At 70.2% G+C, this 25,026-nt stretch carries 24 protein-coding genes; 3 read left to right on the forward strand and 21 right to left on the reverse strand.

Annotation, left to right across the window (positions count from 1 at the left end):
- Nucleotides 1-117 precede the first annotated feature (117 nt).
- On the forward strand, nt 118-1,044 hold the full coding sequence (locus SY26_RS21870) for a DUF4167 domain-containing protein (RefSeq protein ID WP_046000020.1): 927 nt from the start codon (nt 118-120) through the stop codon (nt 1,042-1,044).
- Between the two features lie 123 nt (nt 1,045-1,167).
- On the opposite strand, the gene rsmA is transcribed toward SY26_RS21870, so the two are convergent.
- From rsmA to lptF, 6 genes are read right to left on the reverse strand one after another with little or no spacing between them, the layout of a single operon-like run.
- Nucleotides 1,168-2,013 carry a 16S rRNA (adenine(1518)-N(6)/adenine(1519)-N(6))-dimethyltransferase RsmA gene (gene rsmA, locus SY26_RS07865; RefSeq protein WP_046000021.1) on the reverse strand — a complete coding sequence of 282 codons (846 nt, stop codon included), beginning with the start codon at nt 2,011-2,013 and terminating at the stop codon, nt 1,168-1,170.
- A 55-nt stretch (nt 2,014-2,068) separates the two neighbouring features.
- Nucleotides 2,069-3,034 carry a 4-hydroxythreonine-4-phosphate dehydrogenase PdxA gene (gene pdxA / locus SY26_RS07870; protein WP_046000022.1) on the reverse strand — a complete coding sequence of 322 codons (966 nt, stop codon included), beginning with the start codon at nt 3,032-3,034 and terminating at the stop codon, nt 2,069-2,071.
- Nucleotides 3,031-4,302: a peptidylprolyl isomerase gene (locus SY26_RS07875; RefSeq protein WP_045983589.1), complete on the reverse strand. Its 1,272-nt coding sequence runs from the start codon at nt 4,300-4,302 to the stop codon at nt 3,031-3,033. The genes pdxA and SY26_RS07875 overlap by 4 nt, the downstream gene beginning before the upstream one ends.
- Nucleotides 4,303-4,333: 31 nt before the next feature.
- Nucleotides 4,334-6,715: an LPS-assembly protein LptD gene (locus tag SY26_RS07880; RefSeq protein ID WP_052715192.1), complete on the reverse strand. Its 2,382-nt coding sequence runs from the start codon at nt 6,713-6,715 to the stop codon at nt 4,334-4,336.
- Nucleotides 6,712-7,821, reverse strand: a complete 1,110-nt coding sequence (lptG, locus tag SY26_RS07885; protein WP_046000023.1) for an LPS export ABC transporter permease LptG — start codon at nt 7,819-7,821, stop codon at nt 6,712-6,714. The genes SY26_RS07880 and lptG overlap by 4 nt, the downstream gene beginning before the upstream one ends.
- Nucleotides 7,818-8,939, reverse strand: a complete 1,122-nt coding sequence (gene lptF, locus SY26_RS07890; protein ID WP_046000024.1) for an LPS export ABC transporter permease LptF — start codon at nt 8,937-8,939, stop codon at nt 7,818-7,820. Before lptF ends, lptG begins: the two co-directional genes overlap by 4 nt.
- Before the next feature lie 110 nt (nt 8,940-9,049).
- Here lptF and SY26_RS07895 point away from each other — a divergent pair, with 110 nt between their 5' ends.
- Nucleotides 9,050-10,633 (forward strand): leucyl aminopeptidase, encoded by a 1,584-nt coding sequence (locus SY26_RS07895; RefSeq protein WP_046000025.1) that lies wholly within the window; start codon nt 9,050-9,052, stop codon nt 10,631-10,633.
- 132 nt (nt 10,634-10,765) lie between these two features.
- Nucleotides 10,766-11,215, forward strand: coding sequence for a DNA polymerase III subunit chi (locus SY26_RS07900; protein WP_046000026.1), 450 nt, complete (start codon nt 10,766-10,768; stop codon nt 11,213-11,215).
- A gap of 85 nt (nt 11,216-11,300) precedes the next feature.
- Here the strand turns inward: SY26_RS07900 and urtE are convergent, their stop codons facing one another.
- From urtE to SY26_RS07975, 15 genes are all read right to left on the reverse strand, one after another.
- Nucleotides 11,301-12,008: an urea ABC transporter ATP-binding subunit UrtE gene (urtE, locus tag SY26_RS07905; protein ID WP_046000027.1), complete on the reverse strand. Its 708-nt coding sequence runs from the start codon at nt 12,006-12,008 to the stop codon at nt 11,301-11,303.
- 1 nt (nt 12,009) lies between these two features.
- A complete protein-coding gene (urtD, locus tag SY26_RS07910; RefSeq protein ID WP_046000028.1) occupies nt 12,010-12,750 on the reverse strand; it encodes an urea ABC transporter ATP-binding protein UrtD in 741 nt (246 codons plus the stop codon).
- Nucleotides 12,747-13,922 (reverse strand): urea ABC transporter permease subunit UrtC, encoded by a 1,176-nt coding sequence (gene urtC / locus SY26_RS07915; protein WP_046000029.1) that lies wholly within the window; start codon nt 13,920-13,922, stop codon nt 12,747-12,749. The genes urtD and urtC overlap by 4 nt, the downstream gene beginning before the upstream one ends.
- 3 nt (nt 13,923-13,925) lie before the next feature.
- Nucleotides 13,926-15,845, reverse strand: coding sequence for an urea ABC transporter permease subunit UrtB (urtB, locus tag SY26_RS07920; RefSeq protein WP_369799415.1), 1,920 nt, complete (start codon nt 15,843-15,845; stop codon nt 13,926-13,928).
- Nucleotides 15,846-15,899: 54 nt separating this feature from the next.
- Entirely contained in the window at nt 15,900-17,159 is a 1,260-nt protein-coding gene (gene urtA / locus SY26_RS07925) for an urea ABC transporter substrate-binding protein (RefSeq protein WP_198143142.1), read from the reverse strand.
- Nucleotides 17,160-17,375: 216 nt separating this feature from the next.
- Complete coding sequence (gene ureG, locus SY26_RS07930) at nt 17,376-17,999, reverse strand: urease accessory protein UreG (protein ID WP_046000030.1); 624 nt, start codon at nt 17,997-17,999, stop codon at nt 17,376-17,378.
- Entirely contained in the window at nt 17,996-18,637 is a 642-nt protein-coding gene (locus SY26_RS07935) for an urease accessory protein UreF (RefSeq protein ID WP_046000031.1), read from the reverse strand. Before SY26_RS07935 ends, ureG begins: the two co-directional genes overlap by 4 nt.
- Nucleotides 18,624-19,169, reverse strand: coding sequence for an urease accessory protein UreE (locus SY26_RS07940; protein ID WP_045981754.1), 546 nt, complete (start codon nt 19,167-19,169; stop codon nt 18,624-18,626). Before SY26_RS07940 ends, SY26_RS07935 begins: the two co-directional genes overlap by 14 nt.
- 16 nt (nt 19,170-19,185) lie before the next feature.
- Complete coding sequence (gene ureC, locus SY26_RS07945) at nt 19,186-20,871, reverse strand: urease subunit alpha (protein ID WP_046000032.1); 1,686 nt, start codon at nt 20,869-20,871, stop codon at nt 19,186-19,188.
- Nucleotides 20,868-21,173, reverse strand: coding sequence for an urease subunit beta (locus tag SY26_RS07950; RefSeq protein ID WP_046000033.1), 306 nt, complete (start codon nt 21,171-21,173; stop codon nt 20,868-20,870). Before SY26_RS07950 ends, ureC begins: the two co-directional genes overlap by 4 nt.
- Nucleotide 21,174: 1 nt before the next feature.
- Nucleotides 21,175-21,732 (reverse strand): HupE/UreJ family protein, encoded by a 558-nt coding sequence (locus tag SY26_RS07955; RefSeq protein WP_157020448.1) that lies wholly within the window; start codon nt 21,730-21,732, stop codon nt 21,175-21,177.
- Between the two features lie 8 nt (nt 21,733-21,740).
- Nucleotides 21,741-22,055, reverse strand: coding sequence for an urease subunit gamma (locus tag SY26_RS07960; protein ID WP_046000035.1), 315 nt, complete (start codon nt 22,053-22,055; stop codon nt 21,741-21,743).
- A 2-nt stretch (nt 22,056-22,057) separates the two neighbouring features.
- Complete coding sequence (locus SY26_RS07965) at nt 22,058-22,873, reverse strand: urease accessory protein UreD (RefSeq protein WP_046000036.1); 816 nt, start codon at nt 22,871-22,873, stop codon at nt 22,058-22,060.
- Nucleotides 22,874-22,998: 125 nt separating this feature from the next.
- Nucleotides 22,999-23,763, reverse strand: coding sequence for a GNAT family N-acetyltransferase (locus SY26_RS07970; RefSeq protein ID WP_046000337.1), 765 nt, complete (start codon nt 23,761-23,763; stop codon nt 22,999-23,001).
- Between the two features lie 118 nt (nt 23,764-23,881).
- Complete coding sequence (locus tag SY26_RS07975) at nt 23,882-24,961, reverse strand: AI-2E family transporter (protein WP_046000037.1); 1,080 nt, start codon at nt 24,959-24,961, stop codon at nt 23,882-23,884.
- Nucleotides 24,962-25,026 lie beyond the last annotated feature (65 nt).

Raw genomic sequence — 25,026 nt, forward strand, 5'->3', positions numbered from 1 at the left:
CGCCGCGGTTGGGCAAGGCAGGGCTGAACGGAGTGGTCACAGCCCCCGTATCCGTCCGACACCGCCGTCCAGTTCACGCTGGCATCCCGACGCCCGGAAACATTACAGACAAGACTGATGAGATCATCAAAATCCCGCTCGCGTAGCAAATCGAACCGCCAGCGCACGCTGGGGAACATCACCAATCGCGTCTTTGACAGCTCGGGGCCCGAGGGCAAGGTGCGTGGCACCCCCCAGCAGATCATCGAGAAATACCTGACGCTGGCGCGCGACGCGCAGCTGTCCCATGACCGCGTCGCGGAGCAGAGCTTTCTGCAGCACGCCGAGCATTACACCCGCATGCTGGGCGAGGCGAACCGCGAGATGGCCGAACGCCAGGGCCGCCCTGACGATGACGGCTATCAGAGCAACATCGGCAGCCATGGTTATCACCAGGGCGGCCAGAACGGCGGTCAGAACAACGGTGGCCAGAACAACGGTGGCCAGAACAGCGGCGATCGGAACAATGGTGGCCAGAACGGCAACCAGGGCGAGGGCAACCAGCGCCGCGACCATCAGCAGCGCGACGGCGGACAACAGCGGGACCAGCAGCGCGATGGCGGACACCAGCCCCGCGACGGTCAGCCCCGTGACAACCAGGGTCGCGACAGCCAACCCCGCGACAATCAGAATCGTGACAATCAGGGTCGTGACAGCCAGCGCGACAACCAGCCGCGTGAGCAGCGCCCGCGGTCCGAGCCGCGCCAGGACGCGCGCGTCGAGCCGCGTCAGGACCCGCGTCCCGACCTGTCCGAGGAGAACGCGCCGCAGTTCCTGCAGCAGCCCAGCCTGCCCGAGGTGATGCCTGCCACTGAGGACGACGGCGGCGCCGCTGTCCGCACGCCCGAGGCGGAAGCCCCGGCCAAGCCCGCACGGACCCGCGTCTCGCGTCCCCGCGCGCCGCGTGCCGTGTCCGAGGACGGGACGCCCGCGCCGACCCGCAGCCGCCGCAAGCCCGTGGCCGAGCGTCCGGCCCCTGTCCGCCCCGAGGGCGATCAGGACTGATCCGGGCCGATCATCGGAAAGATGGGAAAGGGCGCGCCAGATCGGCGCGCCCTTTGTCGTAAAGATCCCATGAGGGGCGTCATTTTGGGCGTCCGCCGTCGATGCGGGGCCGATGGCGCGGGATCAGCCCTGCCGGGCCGCCTGAAGCGCGCGGGCCAGGGCGCAGAAGCGTTCCAGCTCGATTTCCTCGGCGCGGGCGGTGGGGGGGATGCCAACGCTGTCCAGCAGCGCCTCGATCTGGGGGTGCAGGCCTTTCAGGCTGGCGCGCAGCATCTTGCGGCGCTGGTTGAAGCCGGCCCCTATTATCTGTGACAGGATCGCCGCATCAGCGGGGAAGCGCGGCTGGGGCAGGGCGGTCAGGTGGACGACCGCGGAATGGACCTTGGGCGCGGGCACGAAGGCCTCGGGCGGCAGGGACATCACGATCTGCGCGTCCGCCCGCCACTGCGCCAGCAGCGCCAGCCGGCCATAGGCCTTGGAGCCGGGGCGGGCCACGATGCGTTCGGCCACCTCGCGCTGGAACATCAGCGTCAGCGACTGCCAGAAGGGTGGCCAGTCCCGGGGCGTCAGCCAGCGGATCAGCAGTTCGGTTCCTACGTTGTAGGGCAGGTTCGCGGCCACGCGGATCGGCGGCGTCAGGTGCGCCAGCGGGTCGATCTGCAGCGCATCGCCGGTGATGACCGTCAGGCGGCCGGGATAGGCGTCGGCGATCTGTTCCAGCGCGGGCAGGGCGCGGGGGTCCTTTTCGATGGCCAGCACGTGGCGCGCGCCGCAGGCCAGCAGGCCGCGGGTCAGACCGCCGGGGCCGGGACCGACCTCGAGGACGTCGCATCCGGTCAGGTCGCCCGCCTGCCGCGCGATCTTGTGCGTCAGGTTCAGGTCCAGGAGGAAGTTCTGGCCCAGCTGCTTTTTCGCGCGCAGGTCATGGGTCGCGATCACCTCGCGCAGGGGGGGCAGGTTGTCGATCATCGCGAGGTCCTGGGGGCGGGGGCGCGCCAATGGGTATTTGGGCAAAGGAGAAACCTCATGCCCGGCTGTCCGCCATGGAGCGCGCCAGACGCAGCGCGGCGATGGTCGAGGAAGGATCGGCCAGCCCCTTGCCCGCGATGTCGAAGGCGGTGCCGTGATCGGGCGAGGTGCGGATGAAGGGCAGGCCGAGCGTCACGTTCACGCCGCCGTCGAAATCCAGCGTCTTGATGGGGATCAGGCCCTGGTCGTGATAGCAGGCGACGGCCGCGTCATAGCGCGCCCGCGCGGGGGCGTGGAACAGGGTGTCCGCCGGATGGGGGCCGGTGACGTGTAGGCCCTGATCGCGCAGACGGGCGATCAGGGGGGCGATCATGTCGCGGTCCTGGGTGCCCATCATGCCGCCTTCGCCCGCATGGGGGTTCAGCCCCGCAACCGCGATGCGCGGGGTGGGCAGGCCGAAATCGCGGATCATCGCGGCATGGGTCAGGCGGATCGCCTGTTCCAGTGCCTGTTCGGTCAGGGCTGTGGGCACGTCGGCCAGGGGGATGTGGATCGTCGCGGGCACCACCCGGCAGGGTGGCGTCACCGTGGTCGAGGCCAGCATCATCGCCACCGGCACGTCGCCCGCCAGATGCGCCAGGAATTCGGTATGGCCCGGGAAGGCGAAGCCCGCGCCGCGGATCAGGGCCTCCTTGCTGATGGGGGCGGTGCAGATCGCGGCGACGCGACCCGCCATCGCCAGATCGACCGCGCGGGCGATGACCGCAACGACATCGGCCGCATGGGCGGGGTCGGGGCGGCCGGGCGTGGCGGGGCCTGCGAAGTCATGGCGCAGCACCGGCAGGTGGCCGGGCGGGACGGCATCGTCGGGGTCCGCGACCGGGGTCCAGGCGGCGGTCGGAGGCAGATGGCGCGGATCGCCCATCCAGACCAGGTCCACGCCCGCGGCCAGCGCCAGCGGCGCCAGTTCGGGGCCGATTCCCGCGGGTTCGCCGCAGGTCAGCAGGATGCGCGCCATCAGGGCCGCCGGATGATCGCGTCGGCCCGCAGATCGGCCAGCAGCCCCTCGGCGGCGGTGTTGATCTTGGCGTTGAACAGCCGGTCGCGGACGGCCTCGCGCGAGGGGATGCCCTGGACTTCGGGCTGGGGGATCGCGGCCTCGACCCCGTCATCGGGCAGGGCGGTGGTGGCCACCTGGGCCTGGGCGGCCAGCGCGGGCTGGCGCGAGCACAGCATCACCAGATCGGCCCCCGCGCCCGACGGGACCACCCCGGCCTCGTTGGCGTCCAATGAGGCCAGGCGCGCGCCGATCATCTGCGGGATCGCGCCTTGGGACACGGTCTGGCGCTGGATCTGGGCGGCGGCCTCGGGGCCCGCTTGGACGTAAAGGTCGTCGCAGCTGGTGGCCCGCGCGGCCAGGCTGGCCGCATCGGTGACCGAGGCCAGCCGCAGGGTCATGTAGTCCAGCACCTGTTCCCGCGCGCCCGGGCGCAGCGTGCCTTGGGCGTCGCGCAGGAAGAACAGAACCACCGCGCCTTCGACCGGCAGGGGCGGCGTGGTCTGGCCGGGCTGCAGGCCGGCGATGATCGGACGCAGGCTGGGCGGCAGGTTGTCCAGCGCCAGCAGTTCCAGCCGCCCGCCCGCCTCGGCCGAGGGGGTGGCCGAATACTGCCGCGCGGCTTCGGCGAACTGGGCCTCGGTCGGGCGCGAGGCGGCGATGCGTTCGGCCAGCTGCAGGGCCTGCGCCTCCTGTCCCGGAGGGGCGGGGATGATCAGTTCCGACAGCAGGACGCGGTCGATGATCGGCGTCTCGATCACGCGCTGCAGTTCCTGGTCGACCTCCGCGTCGGTGACGTTGACGCGGGGCAGCAGGCGGGCGCGCACGACGTCGCGCCAGACGGTGCCGGCCTCGACGAAATCGCGGAACACGCCTTCCTCGATGCCGGCGCGTTCCAGCTGGGCGATGAAGCCCGCCGCGTCCAGTCCCGCGCGGCCTGCGAATTCCTCCAGACCGGCCTGCAGCCCCTCGGGGGTGATCTCGACGCCGATCTGGCGGGCGGCCTGGATGCGCAGGCGGTCGTCGACCAGTGCCCGTTCGGCAGCGGCGGCACTGGCGTCGGGGGCGCCGATCACCTGCATGAACCGCATCCGCTGATCGACCTCATAGCGGGTGACAGCGCTGTCGTTCACATAGACGACGGGCGCGAACAGGTTCTGCGCCGCCGCCGGCGCCACCGCGCCTGTGGCGATCATCGCCGCCAGGGCGATACCCGAAAGAAATTGCCGCATGTCTGCCCTCATCTGGTCCTTGGCCCGCAGGTTAGCGCATGCAGTTGCGGCGCGCCACCGTGCCGGGGCCGTCTTCTTGTGCGCCGAACCCGCCAAGGCGGACCGACAGGTCGAAGCTGGTTTCCGCGCGCAGCAGGTCGCTGCTGCTGAAGCGCCGCGACAGGCCGCTTTCCAGCGTGATGCATTCGTTGCGATAGGCCACGCGCAAGGCCGCGCGCTGTGCCCGGTCGGCGGCGAAATCATACCGCGTCTCGGCCTCGCCCCACCAGCCGTCCGCGATCTGCCATCCGACATTGGCGGCCAGTTCGCTGGCGTTGACGACGCGGCCCTCGTCCTCGTCGCGGTCGATCCAGATATAGCCGGCCGACAGGTTCAGGTCCGGGCGCAGCCAGCCCACCCGCAATTCGTTGCGCGAGATGCGCGCCGAATCGTCGAACAGCGCGCGGTTGGCCACGGCCAGCCCGCCGCCATTGTCGAAGTTCGCGGCCAGCAGCCAATCCGAGCTGCGCCCGCCCAGGGGGCTGTCGGCGGCAAAGTTGTCGGCATCGCGCGCGCGCAGCACGCGCCCGCCGGTCACCCCGATCGACCAGCCGGTCGGATCGATCCGCGTCCAGGTGGCGCCGATATTGGCGCGCAGCCCTGTCTCGCGCACGTCCCAGCCCGGAAAGCGGTTGTCCGAGAACAGGTTGCCTTCGTCGAACTCGATCAGGCGGCTGTCCTCGTTCGGGATGTCCTGGTCGCGGCCGCGCGGCGAATAGAGAACCTGGACCACCGGCTCGACGATATGGGTGGCGCCGCCCGTGCCGCCGGCCAGGGGCCAGCGCAGTTCGACCCCGACCTGCGGATCGACGCGGGTCACGACGTCGTCGAACTGGTCGTCCTGCGCGATGCGGTACAGATCCGCGTCCAGCCCGGCCAGAGCGGCCGCGACGATCCCGCCGGGCAGGATCTGGTTGCGCCGCCAGTCCAGGCCCACGGATGCGCGCGCCACGTCGCGACCGACCAGGTCGCTGTCCGACGGGCGGCGATGGGCATGGGCCGACCATTCCAGCAGCGCCTCGCCGCCGATCAGGCGTGGCGTCAGGCGGCGCATCCAGATGGCGTCGGCCACCTGCGCCGGAGAGGTCGCGTTGTCCTCGTCCTCGCGCAGGGTCTCATAGTTGCCGACGCGGCCCCAGAACAGCTTGTCGCGCCGCACGCGTTCGACGCTGACGCCGCTCCACAGGCGGTCGGCATCGGTGACGCCGTAATCCAGCAGATAGGCGCGGTCGCTAGCATGCTGGACCTGCAGCGCCAGGCGATAGTCGCGCGGCAGCAGGAACTGGGCCGCGCCGAACAGATAGCCGCGCGTCTCGCCCGGGCGCAGGTCGTCGCGGCTGATCGCGCCGTTCCATTCCGTGGCCCCGGTGGTGAAGGCCTGGCGATAGCGCAGCTCCAGCGTGCGGGTGCGGCTTTCGCTGACATAGGGGGTGACGGTCAGGTCGGTGCTGTCGCCCAGGGTCTGGAAATAGGGCAGCTTGACCCCGAACCCCAGGCCCGAGGTCGTACGGATCTCGGGGCGCAGAAAGCCCGAGCGGCGTTCCACCGACGGGTCGGGCGCGGTGACGGGGAAGGGCACATAGGCCAGCGGCACGCCGAAGGCCCGCAGCTGCGGGCGATCGAAGGTGATCAGCCGCGTGTCGGCGTCGTGGATGATGCTGCGGGCGCGGATCTCCCACAGGGGCGTCGGATCGGTCGCGCAGATCTGGCAGCTGGAAGCCACGACATTGTCCAGCTGGCTGATCCGTCCGTCCTCGCGCCGCTCCAGCCGGGTCGAGGCCAGCTGCAGTTCGCGGGCCAGCACCAGCCGCGCGCCCAGGACGATGCCGTCCTGCAGTTCGCTGTCCAGCTGGGCGCTGTCGGCGATCAGGATGGCGTCGGTCTCGGGGTCTGCGGCGCCGGGGCGGGTCAGGTGGATCGGCCCCTCGATGGTCAGATCGCCGCTGTCGCCGTCGACGACGATCCGGTCGGCGACCAGCCGGGCGCCCTGGTGCCAGACCACGACGCCGCCGGACGCGGTCAGGGTCTGGTCGCCCGCGACGTCGATCCGGTCGGCCAGCAGCGTGGCGGCCCCGGACTGCGGATCGCGCGGCCCGCCGCCGGGCAGGGTCACGTCGGCATCGGGTCCCACCACCATCGGGTTCTGGGGCGAGGGGGTGCGGTCGGCCACGGGCGCGCTGCCCAGGGCCACCGATTCGGGCGCCAGGGCCGTCACGCCGCTGTCGGCGGACATGCTGCCCGGCATGCCCGTCAGCGGCTGCACGCCCATGCCGTCATCGGCATCGAACATCGACTGGGCGGCCAGCGGACCGGACAGCGCGATCAGCGCCACCCCCGCCCGCAGCAGGCCCCGGCTTACCATGCGCGCGCTCATCCGTCCTCCCGTCTCAGGATCAGCCCCAGGGCCAGCATCGCGCCGACCAGGGGCGGCGTCCAGGCCGCCATCGCGGGCGGGATCTGCCCGTTATCCCCCAGAACCTGCGCCAGGTTGCGCAGAAAGAACAGCGCGATCCCCGCGCCGAATGCCATCAGCACGGCACCGCCGGTGTTGCGGCCCCGCACATGCTGCATGGTGAAGGCCGCGGCGATCAGCACCATCGCGGCCATCAGGAACGGGCGTGCCAGTTCGGTCTGGAACCAGACCTTGTGCCGGGCGGCGGAAAAGCCCGCGCGTTCCAGCCCGGCGATGAACTGCGGCAGCTGCCAGACCGGCACCGATTCGGGACGACCGAACCCCTCGCGGATGCGCTGGGCGGTCAGGTCCGACGCCAGGGTCATCGCGGCGCTGCGGGTCACGGCCGCCTGCGGATTGGGCTGATCCAGGGGAAAGTCGCTGACATCGCGCAGGTCCCAGGCCCCGGGGGTCAGCCGCGCCTCTCGGGCCTCGATGCGGCGGATCGGACCGGCCTCGGCGCCGAAGACCAGGAAGCTGGCGTCATACAGGGTCACGGCATCGGGGCTGGCGCGGCTGGCGCGGATCACGATCTGGCCGGCCTCCTCTCCGCCCTGCTGGACGGCCTGGCGCAGCCATACGGCGCTGTCGCCCAGGCTGACGGTCTGGCTGCCGGCGCGGTCGATCTCGGCCACGGCGTCGTCGTAAAGCGAGCCGGTGGCGGCGACCAGCGGGTTCAGCAGGCCAACGGTCAGCGCCCCCAGCACGATCGCGGTGGCCACCGGCGCGCGCACCACGCGCAGTGCCGACCGGCCCGATGCGCGGATCGCCACCATTTCGGAACTGCGGGCCAGGCCCAGGAACAGCGTGATCCCGGCCAGCACCGTCATCAGCGGCAGGATGGAATAGAAGCTGCCGGCGATGTTCAGCCCGGCCAGCCGCGCCGCCCCGCCCAGGCCGATGTCGCGGCCCGAAAAGCGGCGGATGATCTCGATCATGTCGATCAGGAACAGGATCAGCAGGAACACCCCCGCGATCATCAGGAAGGCGCGCAGGAAGCGGCGCGCGACGTAAAGGGCCAGGATCATCGGGCGACCTCGCGTGGTCCGCGCGGTCGGGCGGCCAGCCACAGGAAGGCCAGGCACAGCCCCATGCCCAAGACGGCGGGCAGATACAGGAGCGGCCACAGCGCGGCATCGCGGCCGACCTGGTTCGCGGCCGCGTTGGTCAGGAACTGCACCGCGATCAGCGACAGGGTGGCCCAGCCCACCTGCCGCCACACCCCGAACCGCGAGAACCCGCCGATCAGCAGCGTGGCAAAGCCCAGCATGGCCGCGATCGGCGACAGCAGCGGCTGGGCCAGCCGCTCATGCGCCTCGCGCTGCGCGTCGGCGGCGGTCGCGCCGGTGGCCTCCAGAACGGCCGGGTCGGCCTGCAGCAGCGCCAGCGTGCCGAAATCGCGCAGGTCGCGGCCCCGGCTGCCGCCGCCCGCGAACATCGCCCCCACGTCATAGCTGAATTCGTCGAAACGGGTCACCGACAGGACCGGGCCGTCGGGGCCGGGGCGCAGGTTCTGCGCCATGCCCTCCAGCAGGATCAGCACCGGGCCGGTATCGTTCCGGACCACCAGCGCCTCCTGCGCGGTATAGGTGACCTGGTCGGCGGGATCGCGCGAATCCTCGATGAACAGGTCCAGCAGGCGACCGTCGCCTGCCACGTCGCGGATGAACAGCGTGACCCCGCGCGCCGGGTACTGGAAGCTGCCGGGGCGCAGGAACTGCGCGGTCACGTTTTCGGCAATCTCGGCGCTGCGGTCGGCCAGGCGGGCGCGGGCCATGGGCACCAGCCCGTGAACCAGCACCGCCACCATCACGCCGACGAAGATGCCAAAGATCAGCACCGGCCGCGCGAGCCGCCACGGCCCCAGGCCCGCCGACTGCATCGCGACCAGTTCGGATTCGCCGGCCAGGCGGTTGGTGCCATAGGCGGTCGCCGCGAATGCCGCCACCGGCAGCACGACCGAGATGACCAGCGGCAGCGTCAGCGCCGTGAACTCCAGCACCACCAGGGCGGTCTGGCCGTCGTTCAGCAGATCGTCGAACAGGCTGACCGCCCGGTTGATCCAGTAGACGGAGACCAGCACCAGGGCAAAGAACCCGAACAGCGTCAGCAGCTGTCCCAGGATGTATCGGTCGATGCGCGGCATGGATGGTCCTTGGCGTGACGTTCCGTCCTGCTTAGCGGCAAGGGCGGCTCTGGAAAAGGGCCGGGCGGGGGTCTAGGGTCGGCGCAACCAGACGTGAGGACCGTTTTGCAATGACCCAACCTGTCGAAATCAACTTCACCGAGGTCGCGCTTGACAAGCTGGCCGATCACAAGGGCCGCGTGGCCCTGATCATGACCGACGCGTCCAAGCTGCCGGGCAAGCTGCCCCGCGTGATCCGCGATGCAGCGACCCGGGCCCTGGCCTCCAAGGCAGGGCGCGCGCTCAAGTCCGGGCAGGCGCTGGAGCTGGCCTTTCCCGCGGGCATGGCCGCCGACGCGCTGATCCTGGTCATGCTGCCCAATTCCGCCACCCAGGCCGAGGCACGCCGCGCCGGGGCCGCCCTGGGCGCCAAGCTGGGCACCGGGCACACGCTGGTTCTGGCGGGCAGCCACAAGCAGGCCGGACAGATCGCGTTCGGGCTGGCGCTGCGCGGCTATGATTTCTCGGTCTACAAGACCAAGCCCGCGACGCCGGACGCCGCCCCGGCCCAGGCCGAGGGGCTGATCCCCGAACAGCAGGCCGGACAGGACGACGCCGTCCTGGGCGATGCGCAGGCGACCGAGACCCCCGACAGCGCCGATGCGCCCATCGGCGACAAGGCCCGCGTCACCGTGATGGTCAAGGACCCCGAGGCATTGGCGAAATCCGCCCAGGACGCCGCCGCGGTGGCCGAGGGCGTGTTCTTCACCCGCGACCTGGTCAACGAACCCGCCAACGTCCTGACCACCACCGACTTCGCCGACCGCCTGCTGGCCATGCAGGAGATCGGCCTGGAGGTCGAGGTCCTGGACGAGGACCAGCTGGCCAAGCTGGGCATGCGCGCCCTGCTGGCCGTGGGCCAGGGCAGCGAATCGCCCTCCAAGGTCGTGGTGATGCGCTGGAACGGCGGCGGCGACGAGGCGCCGCTGGCGCTGGTCGGCAAGGGCGTCGTCTTCGACACCGGCGGCATCTCGATCAAGCCGGGCGCCGGCATGGAGGAGATGACCATGGACATGGGCGGCGCGGGCGTCGTCGCGGGCACCATGCGCGCCCTGGCGCTGCGCCGCGCCAAGGCCAATGTGGTGGGCCTGGTGGGTCTGGTCGAGAACATGCCCGACGGGCGCGCCTATCGTCCCGGCGACATCCTGAAGTCGATGAAGGGCGACACGATCGAGGTCGTGAACACCGACGCCGAGGGCCGCCTGGTCCTGGCCGACGTCCTCTGGTACGCGCAGGAAACCTATCGTCCCCGCGCCATGATCGACCTGGCGACCCTGACCGGCGCGGTCATCATCGCGCTTGGCCATGACAATGCGGGCGTCTTCTCGAACGACGACATGCTGGCGGGCCAGATCCTGTCGGCTGCCAAGGCGGAGGGAGAGGGCGCATGGCGCCTGCCCCTGGGCGCGGCCTATGACGGGCTGATCAACTGCCGCCTGGCGGACATGAAGAACTCGGGCGGGCGCGCGGCAGGCTCGATCACCGCGGCGCAGTTCCTGCAGCGGTTCGTCAAGGAGGGCCAGCCCTGGGCGCATATCGACATCGCGGGCGTGGCCCTGCCGCCGGGCGGCACCGACCTGGCGCCCAAGGGCGCGTCGGGCTGGGGCGTGATGACGCTGGATCGCCTGGTGCGCGACGGCTTCGAGGACGCGTGAGCCCCGCGGCGTCTGCGGTGCACGCCTCGTGCACCGCCTGCGCACGCCCCGGACGCCCGCGATCGTCGGCGTCCGGGGCGACGCTGCCCCTTGCCGGCGGGCGCGCCGCCATCGCCGCGGTGCTGCGCTGACATGGGCAAGGCGCTGTTCTATCACCTGACCCGGTCCCCGGCCGAGGCGCTGCTGCCGGTCCTGTTGACCAAGGCTCTGTCCGCGGGTTGGCGGGTCGAACTGTCGGCCCCCGACCCGGATCGCCTGGACCGTCTGGACCAGCAGCTGTGGCACGGCGACGGCTTCCTGCCGCATGGCCTGTCCGGCGGACCCCATGACGCGCGACAGCCGATCCTGCTGACCCTGCCCGATCAGCCCGCCGCCAACGACCCGTCCTGCCTGATGGCGCTGGACGGCGCCCCGGTTGCGCCCGATCGCGCGCAGGCCGTGCAGCGGACCTGCATCCTGTTCGACGGGGGCGACGCGCAGGCGCTGGAACGCGCCCGCGCACAATGGCGCGAGCTGACCGCCGCGGGCGTCGAGGCGGAATACTGGTCCGAAGAATCGGGCAAGTGGGAACGCAAGCGCTAGTCTAGGACGGTCATGTCCGGATGCCGGCCTTCCGGGGGGGAGGGGGGGCTGGCAGCCCCCCCTCCCCCGTCCGCGACGACGTCCTTCAGGCGCTGGCATGTCCCGCCAGGCGGGCGTGCAGGTCCGACCGCGCCAGATCGGATTTCGGCCCCTGCAGCACCGCGCGCCCGCGTTCCATGACCAGGAACCGGTCGCCCAGATCCCAGGCAAAGTCAAAGAACTGCTCGACCAGCACGATCGCCATGTCGCCCCGGTCGCGCAGCCCGGCGATCACCCGGCCGATCTGGGCGATGATGTTGGGCTGGATCCCCTCGGTCGGCTCGTCCAGCAGCAGCACGCGGGGCCGGGTGATCAGCGCGCGGGCGATGGCAAGCTGCTGCTGCTGGCCGCCCGACAGATCGCCGCCTCGCCGATGCGCCATCTCGGCCAGCACCGGAAAGCTGTCGAAGATCGCGTCCGGGATGCGCCTGTCGCCGCGGGGCAGGCAGGCGAACCCGGTCTCCAGGTTCTCGCGCACCGTCAGCATCGGAAAGATCGCGCGGCCCTGCGGGACATAGCCCACGCCCATCCGCGCCATCCGCTGCGCCGACAGCCGGCCCAGGGGCTTGCCGTCCCAGGTGATGTCCCCGCCCGACCGGGGGTGCCTGCCGGCCAGCAGGTTCATCAGGCTGGTCTTGCCCACGCCGTTGTTGCCCATCACGCAGGTGACCTCTCCGGGGCGCGCCACCAGGTCGATCCCGTGCAGGATCTGGCTGCCGCCGTAATGCAGGGTCAGGTTCTTGGCCTCGATCATCTCATCGCCCCAGATAGACGTCGATGACGTCGGGATTGCGGGTCACGTGGTCCAGGCTGCCCTCGGCCAGCACGGACCCCTGGTGCAGCACGGTCACCTTGCAGTTCAGGCGGCGCACGAAATCCATGTCGTGTTCGACCACCACCACGGCACGCGTTTCCGCCAGCCGGCACAGCAGCGTCGTGGTCTGTTCGCGTTCCGCCAGGGTCATGCCGGCCGCGGGTTCGTCGACCAGCAGCAGCCGCGGGTCGGATGCCAGCAGCATCCCGATCTCCAGCCACTGCTTCTGGCCGTGGCTCAGCTCTCCGGCAAGGCGGGACAGCTGGTCGGCCAGCCCGACCTCGGTGGCCAGCTCGCCCACGCGGTCCCGCGACGCGGCCGTGGGCCGCCAGCCCAGCACCGCGAACGGGCTGCGGTCGGCCTTCAGCGCCATCACCAGGTTGTCGGCGACCGACTGGTCCTCGAACACGGTGGGGCGCTGGAACTTGCGACCGATGCCCTCGCGGGCGATCTGCGCTTCGGACAGCTTCAGCAGCGATTTCGACGTGGCCCCCCACAGCACCTCGCCCGTGTCGGGGCGCGTCTTGCCGGTCACGATGTCCATGAACGTCGTCTTGCCCGCGCCGTTCGGCCCGATCACCGCGCGCAGTTCGGCCGCGTTGATGGAAAAGGACAGGTTGTTGATCGCCTTGAACCCGTCGAAGGACTTGCTGATCCCGCTGACCTCCAGAAGCGCGCTCATGCCCGGTCTCCCTTGCGGCCGAACAGGTCGAACACCCCGGCGATGCCCTTGGGCGCGAACAGCGTGACCAGCACGAAGGACAGGCCCAGCAGCACCTGCCACCAGTCGACCCAGTTCACCACGTATCCCGGCAGGTGGATCGACGGCGCCCGCCCGCCGGTGAACCAGCTGGACAGAAGCGACACGACCACCGCGCCGATGACCGCGCCGTAGAGCCGCCCGCGCCCGCCGATCGCCACCCAGACCGCCAGGTAGATCGAGGCGATGGGCATCATCTCGGCCGGGTTGATGATCCCGGCCTGGGGATAGTACAGCGCCCCGGCGATGGCGGTGATCATCGCGGCCAGGGTGAAGACGACCAGCTTGAACCCTTCGACCGGATAGCCCAGGAAGCGCACGCGCGTCTCGTCGTCGCGGATGGCGCGGACCACGCTGCCGAACTTGCCGCCGACCAACCAGGCCGCCAGGACGTAGAACAGCGCCAGCGCCGCGGCCGAGGCCCACAGGAACCAGACCGACAGCGTCGCCTGATCGACATGGTCCAGGCCGGGCAGGTTCTGCAGGCCCGACAGCCCGTTGTTGCCCCGGAACCCGCTGTCGTTCTGGAACAGCCACAGCGCCAGGGCCAGGGTCATGGCTTGGGTCAGGATCGACAGATAGACGCCGTTGACGCGGGACCGGAAGGCCAGCCAGCCGAAGACCAGCGCCAGAAGCCCCGGCACCGCCACGACCAGCAGCAGCTGCAGCCACAGCGAATGCGCGAAGGACCAGACCAGCGGCAGGTCGGACGACCCGACCACGCCGAAGATCTGGTTTGTGACCGCGTCGCGGACCTCCTGCGGGGTGGGGGGGATGGGCGATTGCGCCAGCTGCGGCGCGACGATGGCTTCGGTGCGCGCATACATCAGCCATTGCCCGATCATGTAGCCGCCAAGCGCAAAGAACGCCATCTGGCCCAGGGACAGGATGCCCAGGTATCCCCAGACCAGGTCCATCGCGACAGCCGCCAGCGCCAGGCACAGCGTCATGCCCAGGATCTTGACCGTCGATGTCGGCAGCGCGCCGGTGCCATAGGCATGGCTGGTCAGCGTGACGGCCAGCGTCAGCACCGCCAGCACGGCCAGCATCGCCAGGACCGACGGATTCTTCAGAATGAAGGGGGTTCGGGTCATGTCTTACGCCTCGGCCGCGCGACCGCGCTGCGGGATGATCCCGCGCGGCCGGAACTGGATGAAGATGATGATGAACAGGATCATGAAGGTCTGGGCGGCCAGCGTATTGGCGGGGTTCATGAACTCGATCACCTTGGACAGTCCGCCGATCAGGGTGGCCCCCGCCAGCGTGCCCCAGATGTTGCCCACGCCGCCCACGACCACGGTCATGAAGCTTTGGACGATGTATTGCTGGCCGATTTCCGACGTGACCTGCGCGAACAGACCGATCGCCACGCCCGCGATCCCCGCGATGCCGGACCCCAGACCGAAGGTCATCATGGCGATGCGGTCGGGGTTGATGCCCATGGATGCCGCCATGCCGGGGTTCTGGGTGACGGCGCGGACCTCAAGGCCCAACCGGGTGCGCTTCATGATGAACAGGAACAGCCCCAGGAACAGCAGCGCCAGCACGAAGATCGCCACCCGGATCGCGCTGATGCCGATGACGTCGTTCACGGTGATCGACCCCTCCAGCCAGGCGGGCGCGGTCAGCGGGCGGGCCTGGGTGCCGAAGATGTTCTTGGCCAGCTGCTGCAACGCGATGGACACGCCGAACGTCGCCAGCAGCGTCTCCAGCGGGCGGTTGGCCAGGTGCCGGATCACCAGACGGTACAGAACCACCCCCGCCAGCGCGGTCACCGCGAAGGCCAGGGGCAGCGCCACCACCAGCGACAGCGTGCGGTCCGCGATGACGGTCTGGACCGTGTAGGCGGTATAGGCGCCCATCATGATGAATTCGCCATGCGCCATGTTGATGACCCGCATGACGCCGAAGGTGACGGCCAGCCCGATGGCCGCCAGGAAATAGATCGAGGCCAGCGACAGCGCGTCCAGCCCCAGGTCGATCCCGGTCATCGCGCCAAGGCGCACCTGGGCGCGGATCTGGGCGGCCTTGGCCGCATCCGTCACGGCCGGGTCGGGTTCGGCATAGACCTCGAAGAAGCGGCTGGCATCCAGGGCGGCCTGGATCTCGGTTTCCGTCGCGGCGAGGGGGACGGCGCCTGCCGCCTCCAGCGCCTGATAGGCACGGTCGCGGGCGGCCTGGTCGGACAGCTGGTCGACGGGCACGCCCGCCACCGCCCCGTCGGTGATGTTGGCGGCCAGCGCGGCGCGCTGATCGGCACCCGACAGGGGCGGCTGCAGCAGGTCCTGCTGGACCAGCTGGGCCAAGGCCGCCTCGCGCGACAGGCCCGCGTCGCCGGGGGTCAGTTCGCGCGCGACATTGGCGCCGGGCGGCGTGTCGGGGGCCACCACCGCGCGGGTCACCAGAAGCGGGTTCAGCGCGGCCCGGAAATCCAGGCCGACGTCGCCCGCCATCTCCTCGATCGCGGCCACACGGGCGGCGCTGTCGGGGTCGTGCTGGATGGTCAGCAGGCGTTCCAGCCGCGCCTTGCGCGCCGCCAGCACGGGGTCCGGATCGTCCAGCGCCGCGCGCAGCAGCGGCAGCTGGTCGGGCGCCGCGCCGCGTTCCAGCGACTGCAGCGCGGCCGCCCGGCGCGCGGGGTCTGGGTCGCTCAGCGCGCCCGCGGCCAGCGCCGCCTCGATCACGCCGCGCACGCCGGAATTGGGGCGCAGCATCCGCGGATCGGCCCCCGCGACCGCATCGCCGGTCACAGCGTCCGTGGCCGTGTCGTCGTCCATGATCAGAACCTGGCCGGTTTCCGTCAGGCCCAGGCTGCGGTCGGCCCAGGCCTGCAGCATCGCCAGGCCCTCGGGGCCGGTCGCCGCGATCTGGTCGACCAGCGGCCCGACCGTCTGGCGCGAGGGACGTTCGATCTGGTCCAGATTCGCGTCGATGACGGCTTGCAGGGCCGGGTTGGCCTGGGCCGACCACGGCAGGATCAGCGCAAGCGCGCAGGCAAGAAGACGATGGCGGATCACGGGGGCTTCCTTCGCACGAAGGGCCGGGCGGCGCGGCGCCGCCCGACCGTCACGTCAGTAGTTCGACTGGACCTGGACGCAGCTGTCCGTTTCCGTGTTGAACATGCCGCAGTCCTTGCCCGGCCAGTCGGCGTCCAGCACCGCCGATTCTGGCAGGAAGTCGGTCCAGGCATCGCCCGGCACGGGGTCGGTCTGGCTGACGATGTCGAACTGGCCATCCTCGCGGATCTCTCCGATCAGGACGGGCTTGGTGATGTGGTGGTTGGGCAGGACGGTGGCCGTGCCGCCGGTCAGGTTCGGCACCTCGACGCCGACGATCGCGTCAAGAACCGGGTCCACGTCGGTGGTGCCCGCAGCCTCGACCGCCGCGACCCAGGCGTTGAAGCCGATGACGGTGGCCTCCATCGGGTCGTTGGTCACGCGGTCCGCATCGCCGGTGAAGGCCTTCCACTCCTCGATGAAGGCGGTGTTGGCGTCCGATTCGGCGGTCTGGAAATAGTTCCAGGCCGCCAGGTGGCCGACCAAGTTGGCGGTATCCAGGCCCGACAGCTCCTCCTCGCCCACGGAAAACGCCATGACCGGGATGTCGTCCGCCGACACGCCCGCCGCGGCCAGCTCCTTGTAGAAGCCCACATTCGCGTCGCCGTTGATGGTGGACACGACGCCCACCTTCTTGCCGCCCGCGCCAAGCGCCACGACATCGGCCACGATCTTGGACCAGTCGGAATGCCCGAAGGGGGTGTAATTGACGAAGATGTCCTCGGGTGCGGTGCCGTTGTCCTTCAGATAGGCATCCAGGATGTTGTTCGTGGTGCGCGGATAGACATAGTCGGTGCCCAAGAGCGCCCAGCTTTCCACGCCCAGCTCGTCGCGCATGTAGTCGACGGCGGGGATCGCCTGCTGGTTCGGGGCGGCGCCGGTATAGATGACGTTCTTGGACGATTCCTCGCCCTCGTACTGGACGGGATAGAACAGAAGGCCGTTCAGCTCCTCGATCACGGGCAGGACCGACTTGCGGCTGACGCTGGTCCAGCAGCCGAAGATCGCGTCCACGTCGCTGACGGTCAGCAACTCGCGCGCCTTTTCCGCGAACAGCGGCCAGTCGGATGCCGGATCGACGACCACCGCCTCCAGCGGGCGGCCCAGCACGCCGCCCTTGGCGTTCTGCTGTTCGACCAGCATCAGGACGGTGTCCTTCAGCGTGGTCTCCGAGATCGCCATGGTGCCCGACAGCGAATGCAGCACGCCGATCTTGATCGGCTCGCCCTCCTGGGCATGGGCGGCGTGGGCCAGCGTCAGGGCGCTGGTCAGCATCAGGATCTTGGTCAGCTTGGTCATCGTTACCCTTTTCCCCCCGGCGCGTCGGCCGGTGTCCCTGTTGTCCTTGGGAAGGCGCGCGGCCTTCGCATGTGCAGAAAGAGGGGAAAATCGGGCAGTTGGACAGGATTTCAGCAGTCCCTGCGCGCCCCGCGCAGGCAGTGGCGCGGACTTTGGCAGCGGGCGGGGCAAATGCCCGCCCGCCGGGCAAAGTTACGCCGCGCGAGGCGTCAGGCCACCCTGTTCGACCAGGAAATCGACGATCTGCTGCACGCCGCGGCCGTGACGCAGCTGGGCCATGACCACGGGACGGGGTCCCCGTGCCTCATGTGCATCCTTTTCCAGCAGTGCGGCATCGACGCCGACATGCGGCGCCAAGTCTGTCTTGTTCACCACCAGCAGGTCGGACCGCGCAAGGCCCGGGCCGCGCTTGCGGGGAATGTCCTGCCCTGCGGCTGTGTCGATCACATAGATCGTCAGGTCGGCCAGTTCCGGGCTGAAGGTCGCGGCCAGGTTGTCGCCACCCGATTCGATCAGGATCAGCTCCAGATCCGGGAAGGCCGCGTTCAGATCGGCGATGGCGGCGAGGTTGATGCTGGCATCCTCGCGGATGGCGGTGTGGGGGCAGCCGCCGGTTTCCACGCCGCGGATGCGTTCGACAGGCAGGACCTGAGCGCGCATCAGCGCCTCGGCATCCTCGCGGGTATAGATGTCGTTGGTGACGACGGCCATCGACAGGCGGGGGGCCAGCGCGCGGGCCAGCTGTTCGGTCAGCGTCGTCTTGCCGGCGCCGACGGGGCCGCCGATGCCGACGCGGAGAGGGCCGTAATGGCTCATGAGCGGAAGATCCTCGTGGTCATGGTTTCGTGGGCCATCGCGGCGATGTCGGCGCCCCAGGTGGCGGTGGTCAGATCCTCGGGCGTGGCCGTGACGGCGCGCGCGGCGCGGTCCAGGATGCGCGGCTGCAGCGCGGACAGAATCTGCTGTCCCTGTATGGGACCCAAGGGGAGGAACCGCACCGCCGCGCTGATCAGCGCCGCCGCCTGCGCCTGCAGGAAGGCCGCGATGATCTCTGCCGGAGGCAGGGGCAGGGCGGCGCAGGCGCGGCCCATGGCGACGGGCAGGGCCACGGGCGGCTGCGGCGACCCGGTCAGCGCGGCCATGTTGGCGGCGAAGGCCGCGCCCTGCTCAGTGGTCTCGGCCAGGCGCTGGCTGCTCATGCAGGCCGCGCGGGCAAGGTCGTCCAGATCGGCGTGGTCGGCATCAGGCCGCAGGGCCAGCGACAGCAGCACCGCATCGGACCAGCCCGCGCCGTGATCCAGCCAGTCGGCCAGCCATTGCGACAGCGTCGGGCGCGTCACCCAAGCTTCGTCCATCGCGTATTCCAAGCCCTGCGACCAAGCAAAGCCGCCTACCGGAAAGGCGGGCGACAGCAGTTGCGACAGCTGCAGGCGGGCGGCCTCAGGCGTGGTCATGCGCGTGGCTGTGGCTTTCGGCATGCGCATGGCTGTGGCTTTCCGCGTGGGAATGCGTGTGTTCGCCCGCGCCATGGGGGTGGTTCGTTGCGGGGCCGTGGTCATGGCCGAAGGTGCGGCCGTGGCCATAGGCGCCGCCTTCGGGACGGAAGGGCATGTCCTTGCGGCACATGTCCGCGCCCAGCTGCTTCAGCATCGCCTCCAGCACGTGATCCTGGCGGATGACCAGGCGGTCGGCCTCGATCCGGCAGGGGGTGTGGCGGTTGCCGATGTGCCAGGCCAGCCGGGGCAGGTTGCCGCGGATGACCAGCACCGGTTCCGGCGCGGCGCGCACGACGACCTGGCGGCCGTCGGACAGCTCGAACGCGTCGCCGTCGTCCAGGCTGGTGACCTCGGGCAGGTCGACCATGAAGTCGCCCCCCTCGCAGGACAGGCGCTTGCGGCGCAGCAGGCGGCCTTCATAGTCCAGGCTGACCTCTGCGTCGAAGGGCGCGGGGGCGTTGCGGATGATGGAATGTGCGGTTGCGATCATGGTGGGGTCCTCCCTCTCAGAAGAGGAAATAGCGCTGTGCCAGCGGCAGTTCCGTCGCGGGCTCGCAGGTTAACAATTGTCCATCGGCCCGGACCTCGTAGGTCTCGGGATCGACCTCGATCGCGGGCATGGCGTCGTTCATCGCCATGTCGCGCTTGCCGATGTCGCGGGTGTGCTCGACGGCGATCAGGGTCTTGGACAGCGCCTCTCCGGCGCCTGCCTCCAGCCCCGCGCGCGACAGGAACAGCGCCGAAGCGCGGCGGTTGTGCCCCCACATGGGTCGCGAGAAGATCGGCTGCACCGGGATTGAGCCGTTCGGGTCGCCCATCTGCGCCACGCTGATCTGCCCGCCGACCAGCACCATCTCGGGCTTGGCCGCAAAGAAGGCGGGCGACCACAGGACCAGATCGGCGCGCTTGCCCGGGGTGATCGAGCCGATATGCGCGCTGACCCCATGCGCGATGGCGGGGTTGATCGTGTATTTCGCGATATAGCGGCGGGCGCGGATGTTGTCGTTCTGACCCTGTTCGTCAGGCAGCCGTCCACGCTGCTGGCGCATCTTGGACGCGGTCTGCCAGGTGCGGATGATCACCTCTCCGATCCGGCCCATCGCCTGGCTGTCGGATGAGATCACGCTGAACGCGCCCAGGTCGTGCAGGATATCCTCGGCCGCGATGGTCTCCTTTCGGATGCGGCTTTCGGCAAAGGCCACGTCCTCGGGCACCCGGCGATCCAGGTGGTGACACACCATCAGCATGTCCAGATGCTCCTCCACCGTATTGGCGGTGTAGGGGCGCGTGGGGTTGGTCGATGACGGCAGCACGTTCGCCATGCCGACCATGCGGATGATGTCGGGGGCATGCCCGCCGCCCGCGCCTTCGGTGTGATAGGCATGGATGGTGCGCCCACCGATGGCGGCCATCGTGTCCTCGACAAAGCCCGATTCGTTTAGCGTGTCGGTGTGGATCATCACCTGCACGTCCATCGCGTCGGCGACGCTCAGGCAGGTGTCGATGGCCTTGGGCGTGGTGCCCCAATCCTCGTGCAGCTTGAGCGCGCAGGCGCCCGCGCGGATCTGCTCCTCCAGCGGCGCCGCGATCGACGCATTGCCCTTGCCCGCGATGCCGATGTTCACCGGCAGGTCGGCGCAGGCCTCCAGCATGCGGGCGATGTGCCACGGGCCCGGCGTGCAGGTCGTGGCCAGCGTGCCATGCGCGGGGCCGGTGCCGCCGCCCAGAAGCGTCGTGACGCCGGAATGCAGCGCGTGGTCCACCTGCTGAGGGCAGATGTAGTGGATGTGGCAGTCGAAGCCGCCGGGCGTCAGGATGCGTCCCTCTCCGGCGATGATCTCGGTCCCGGGGCCGATGATCAGCGACACGCCGGGCTGGATGTCGGGGTTGCCGGCCTTGCCGATGCCCGCGATCATGCCGTCGCGGATGCCCACGTCGGCCTTGACGATGCCCTGATGGTCAAAGACCACGACGCCGGTGATGACCGTGTCCATCGCGCCGCCCGCGCGGGTGATCTGGCTTTGGCCCATGCCGTCGCGGACGACCTTGCCGCCGCCGAACTTGACCTCCTCTCCGGGGATGGTCAGGTCGCGCTCAACCTCGATGATGATCTCCGTGTCCGCCAACCGGATGCGGTCGCCTTTCGTGGGGCCGTAAAGCGCCGCGTAATCGGCGCGGGACAGGGTGGTCACAGCGCACCCCCGATCTGGCCGCGAAAGCCGTGCACGATGCGGTCGCCCGCATAGCCCACCAACGTGACCTGACGCGACTGGCCCGGCTCGAACCGCACGGCAGTGCCTGCGGGGATGGCCAGCCGCATGCCACGCGCCGCTTTGCGATCAAAGTCCAGCGCGGCGTTGGTTTCCGCGAAATGGTAATGGCTGCCGACCTGGATCGGCCGGTCGCCGGTATTGGCGATCATCAGCGTGATCGTGGCGCGTCCGTCGTTCAGAGCGATGGTGCCCTCGGCGGGAAAGACCTCTCCGGGAATCATGTCACGCCACCGTCAGCGCCAGGCCCGCCAGCGCGGTGCCGCCGCCCAGGACGCGCAGCTCCAGCCCGCGCGACAGCAGGCGGCCAAAGGCGATGCCGCCCAGATGCAGCGCCATGGTCGCCAGAGCAAAGCCCGCCGCATAGAGGGGCAGGCCGGTCGCCGGCCCCTCGGCCCCATGCGCCCAGCCATGGGCCGCGCCGAAGACCGCGACCATCGGGACCAGCGCCGCCATCGGCAGGCGCGCGGCCATCGCGACCAGCACGCCCAGGATCACGACAGAGGCCAGGATCATCGGCTCGACCGCCGGAAAGCCCATGCCGCCCGCGCCCATCGCGCCGCCCGCCAGCATCGCGCCCACGAAGGTCACGGGCAGCGCCCAGACCGCGCGCCCGCCCAGCTGCGCGGCCAGAAGGCCAAGCGCCACCATCGCCAGCAGGTGATCGGCCCCGCCGACCGGGTGGGCCAGGCCGTGCACGAACTGCGCCTCATCGTGGACATGGCCGGGATGGGCCAACGCGGCCGAGGGCAGCAGGGTGGCGGCAAGGGACAGGCGTTTCATCAGGGCGTTCATTCTGCGGCCTCGCGGATGGGGTGATGGACGGTGACCAGCTTGGTTCCGTCGGGAAAGGTCGCCTCGACCTGGACGGATTCGATCATGGCGGGGATGCCGGGCATGCACTGATCGGCGGTGATCACATGCGCGCCCGCCTGCATCAGGTCGGCGACGGATCGTCCGTCGCGCGCGCCTTCGACCACGTAATCGGTGATCAGCGCGATCGCCTCGGGGTGGTTCAGCTTGACGCCGCGCGACAGGCGGCCGCGTGCCACCATGGCGGCGACCGAGACCAGCAGTTTCTCGCGTTCGCGGGGGGAAAGGTTCATCGTCAGACCTGCCAGATGCGGGGAAGGGGATCGGGGCGCAGGACGCGCAGCACTCGGTTGATCTGCCGCCGCAGCGGCCAGCCATCGGCGGCCAGCAGGCGGATGACCAGGCGGCCGGGGGGCGCGCTGGCGGCGGCCGTCACGCCGGGCTCGTCCAGAACGGCGCGGGCGGCGGCCAGCCGGTCGGGCGCGTCATCCGCGATCAGCGCCAGCGTAGCCAGCGCCGGGGCACCCGCGGTCATGGCCGGGTTCGCCAGCCGCGCAAGCGCGTCACCGTCCAGCGACAGCGCATCGTGGTGGATCACGCGGCCCGCGCGGCGCACCACGCGGCGGTCGCGCAGATGCAGCCGCGTCGGGCGTTCGCCCATGGCCAGGCGGCCCAGGACCAGCATCTCCAGCAGCAGGCAGCCCGCACCGGGGGCCAGATCGACGGTCGTGTCCCGCTCCAGCCGAGCGTCGTCATAGAGGATCGTCTCCTGCGGCAGCCAGTCCAGCCAGCCGCCAGCGCCGACCGTCAGTGCGACCGAGGCCCGCGCAGGCGCGCCCGTCGCGCGATAGGCGCGTTCGGCGGTCTGGGTCGTGGCCAGGGCGCGCGTACCCGCCCGCAGGTCCACGCCAAAGGACAGCCTGTCGCCCGATGCCAACCCGCCCGCGGTGTTCAGGAACACGATCTCGGGCAGGCCCGCGGTCATGCGGGGCAGCATCGCCTTGGCCGACCCGCGCTGGGCCAAATCGATCAGGCCGCGCGGCCCCATGACCACATGCGCCGCCCCGTGGCTGCGCTGCATGCGGATGGATGGGGCACCGGTGTCGAACATGGGGGCAAGGGGCGCCGGACATCGGGCAAGGTCAATCACCGCCGCCGGCCATCCTGCACCCGCCAAGGGCAGATCCCCCGCATTTGCCCACGGTTTGGGCAGCGTGCCCGTTTTCGGGGCGGATGTCAGGCGGGCTGCTGGGCCAGCGCGTGCAGCAGGCGGCGGCGGGCGGGAGGGATGGCACGGATCTCGACCCCGGTGAAGACATGCATGGTCATCAGCGCCGGATCGACGACGGCATGGTCGCTGACCCAGCCCCCCATCGCCAGATAGCTGCGCAGCAAGGGCGGCATCGTCTCCGCCGCGCGACGGGGGTCGGGCTGGCGCAGGCGCAGGGCGCGGGCAAAGCGGAACACGGTCGGCGCCTTGACGCGCGGCCACCAGCGGCGTGGCGCCAGGTGGCGGTCCTTGAGCATGGCAAAGGCCTCGGCATGGGTCTCGGGGTCGAGACCGCTGAAGCTGGAACAGCCGAACAGCATCTCGACGCCGGTCTCCTCGATGAAACGGGTCAGCGCGCCCCAGGCCAGGCGGATCACGTCCGGGTCGTGGCAGTCGGGATGCAGGCAGAACCGCCCCATCTCGACCATCGGACCGTCGAATCGGCCAAGCGCCGCCAGGTCGTAGAACTGCGCCGAATAGCTGCGCGCGATCTGGGAACCGTCGGCCAGTGGCAGAAAACGGAAGCTGCAGACCAGCCGGTCGTCCCGCAGATCGTGGATCAGCATGTGGCGGCAGTCGTCGTCCAGGTGGTCCGCGTCGAGCGACTGTCCGTCGTCGGACCGGCCCGTGCGCGCGACGAAGGCCAGCCAGCGCAGCCGCTGTGATTCGCGCAGATCGCCCGGCGTTTCGGCCAGGCGGGCACGATAGCGGCCCTTGCAGAACGGTTGCATCGCGCGACCCCCGGTCAATGTCACCCGCAGCATAGGCCCATCATGTGTCGAAATCACGACCGGGCGTGCATCCGCGCACGCAAAAGTTGCATGCCCTGCCGCGCGATGCGGCAGGGGGTCAGTCCATGCGGTCGCCCAGCACGTCCTCGACATAGATGCGGCGGACAAGATGCATGACCACGATCAGCAGCGGCGTGGCCAGGATCACCGCGACCAGCCCGAACAGCGCACCGACCGCGACGATGGCCAGCACGGTCAGGGCCGGGGGCAGCTGGACCGCGTATTTCTGGATCATCGGCATCAGCACCTCGCCCTCGAAGACCTGGATAACGGTGAACAGCAACGCGACGTAGATGGCCGTATCCAGCCCCTGCGGCGCCGCCACGACCACCGCGATCGCGCCCGAAAAGAACGGCCCGATGATCGGCACGATGTTGGTCAGGCCCGCGATAACCGCCAGGATGAAGGCCAGCGGCACGTCCAGCAGGTAAAGGCCGATCCCGGCCAGCACGGCGACGATGCCCATGTCCAGCGCCTGGCCCGCCATCCAGCGGCCCAGCTGTTCGCCCAGCTCATCCATGATCTGCGCCGCACGCGCGCGGCGGGGCAAGGGCACCAGGCGCAGGGCGCCGCCGCGATACAGGTCCGCCTCCATCGCGATGTAGAGCGACAGGATCAGCAGCAGGAAGGCCGAGGACAGGCTGCCCAGGACCGAATTCAGGCCGCCCAGGACCATGCCGAACACGTCGGGCAGGCGCTGCGCCAGCTGCATGGCGTTGTCCTCTCCGGCGGCAGCCTCTCCGCGCTGGATCACCGTGTCGGCGACGGGCCACGATGACGCCCAGTCCTGGATGGCCTGCCACGAGCCGGGCAGGGCATCGGCCAGCTGACCGAACTGGTCCCCGACGGACGGTCCGGCCAGCCGCACCAGCAGGGCCAGCACCGCCACCACCCCCAGCAGCACGACCAGCACGCCCAGCTTGACGTTCAGGCCCAGAAGCCGGTTCAGCCCCCGTGCGCCGGCGCGCAGCGCGATGGCGATCAGGATCGCCGCAAAGGACATCAGCAGCAGGTTCGACCAGAACCAGGCCGCCGCCAGCAGCACGGCCAGCGCCAGCGTGGCCACGATGGTGCCGGTGGTCAGGGATCGCCGGGCCGTCGGCGGGGCGGGCGCGGGGGCCGGGGAAAGCTGCGTCATGGGGTCTCCTGCAGGGTGCACCGGGACAAGGCGCCGATGCGGCCGGGGGTTCCGCCCTGCGCGCG

This window comes from Paracoccus sp. 228, from assembly GCF_000967825.1.
In the GTDB taxonomy this organism is placed as follows: Bacteria; Pseudomonadota; Alphaproteobacteria; order Rhodobacterales; family Rhodobacteraceae; genus Paracoccus; species Paracoccus marcusii.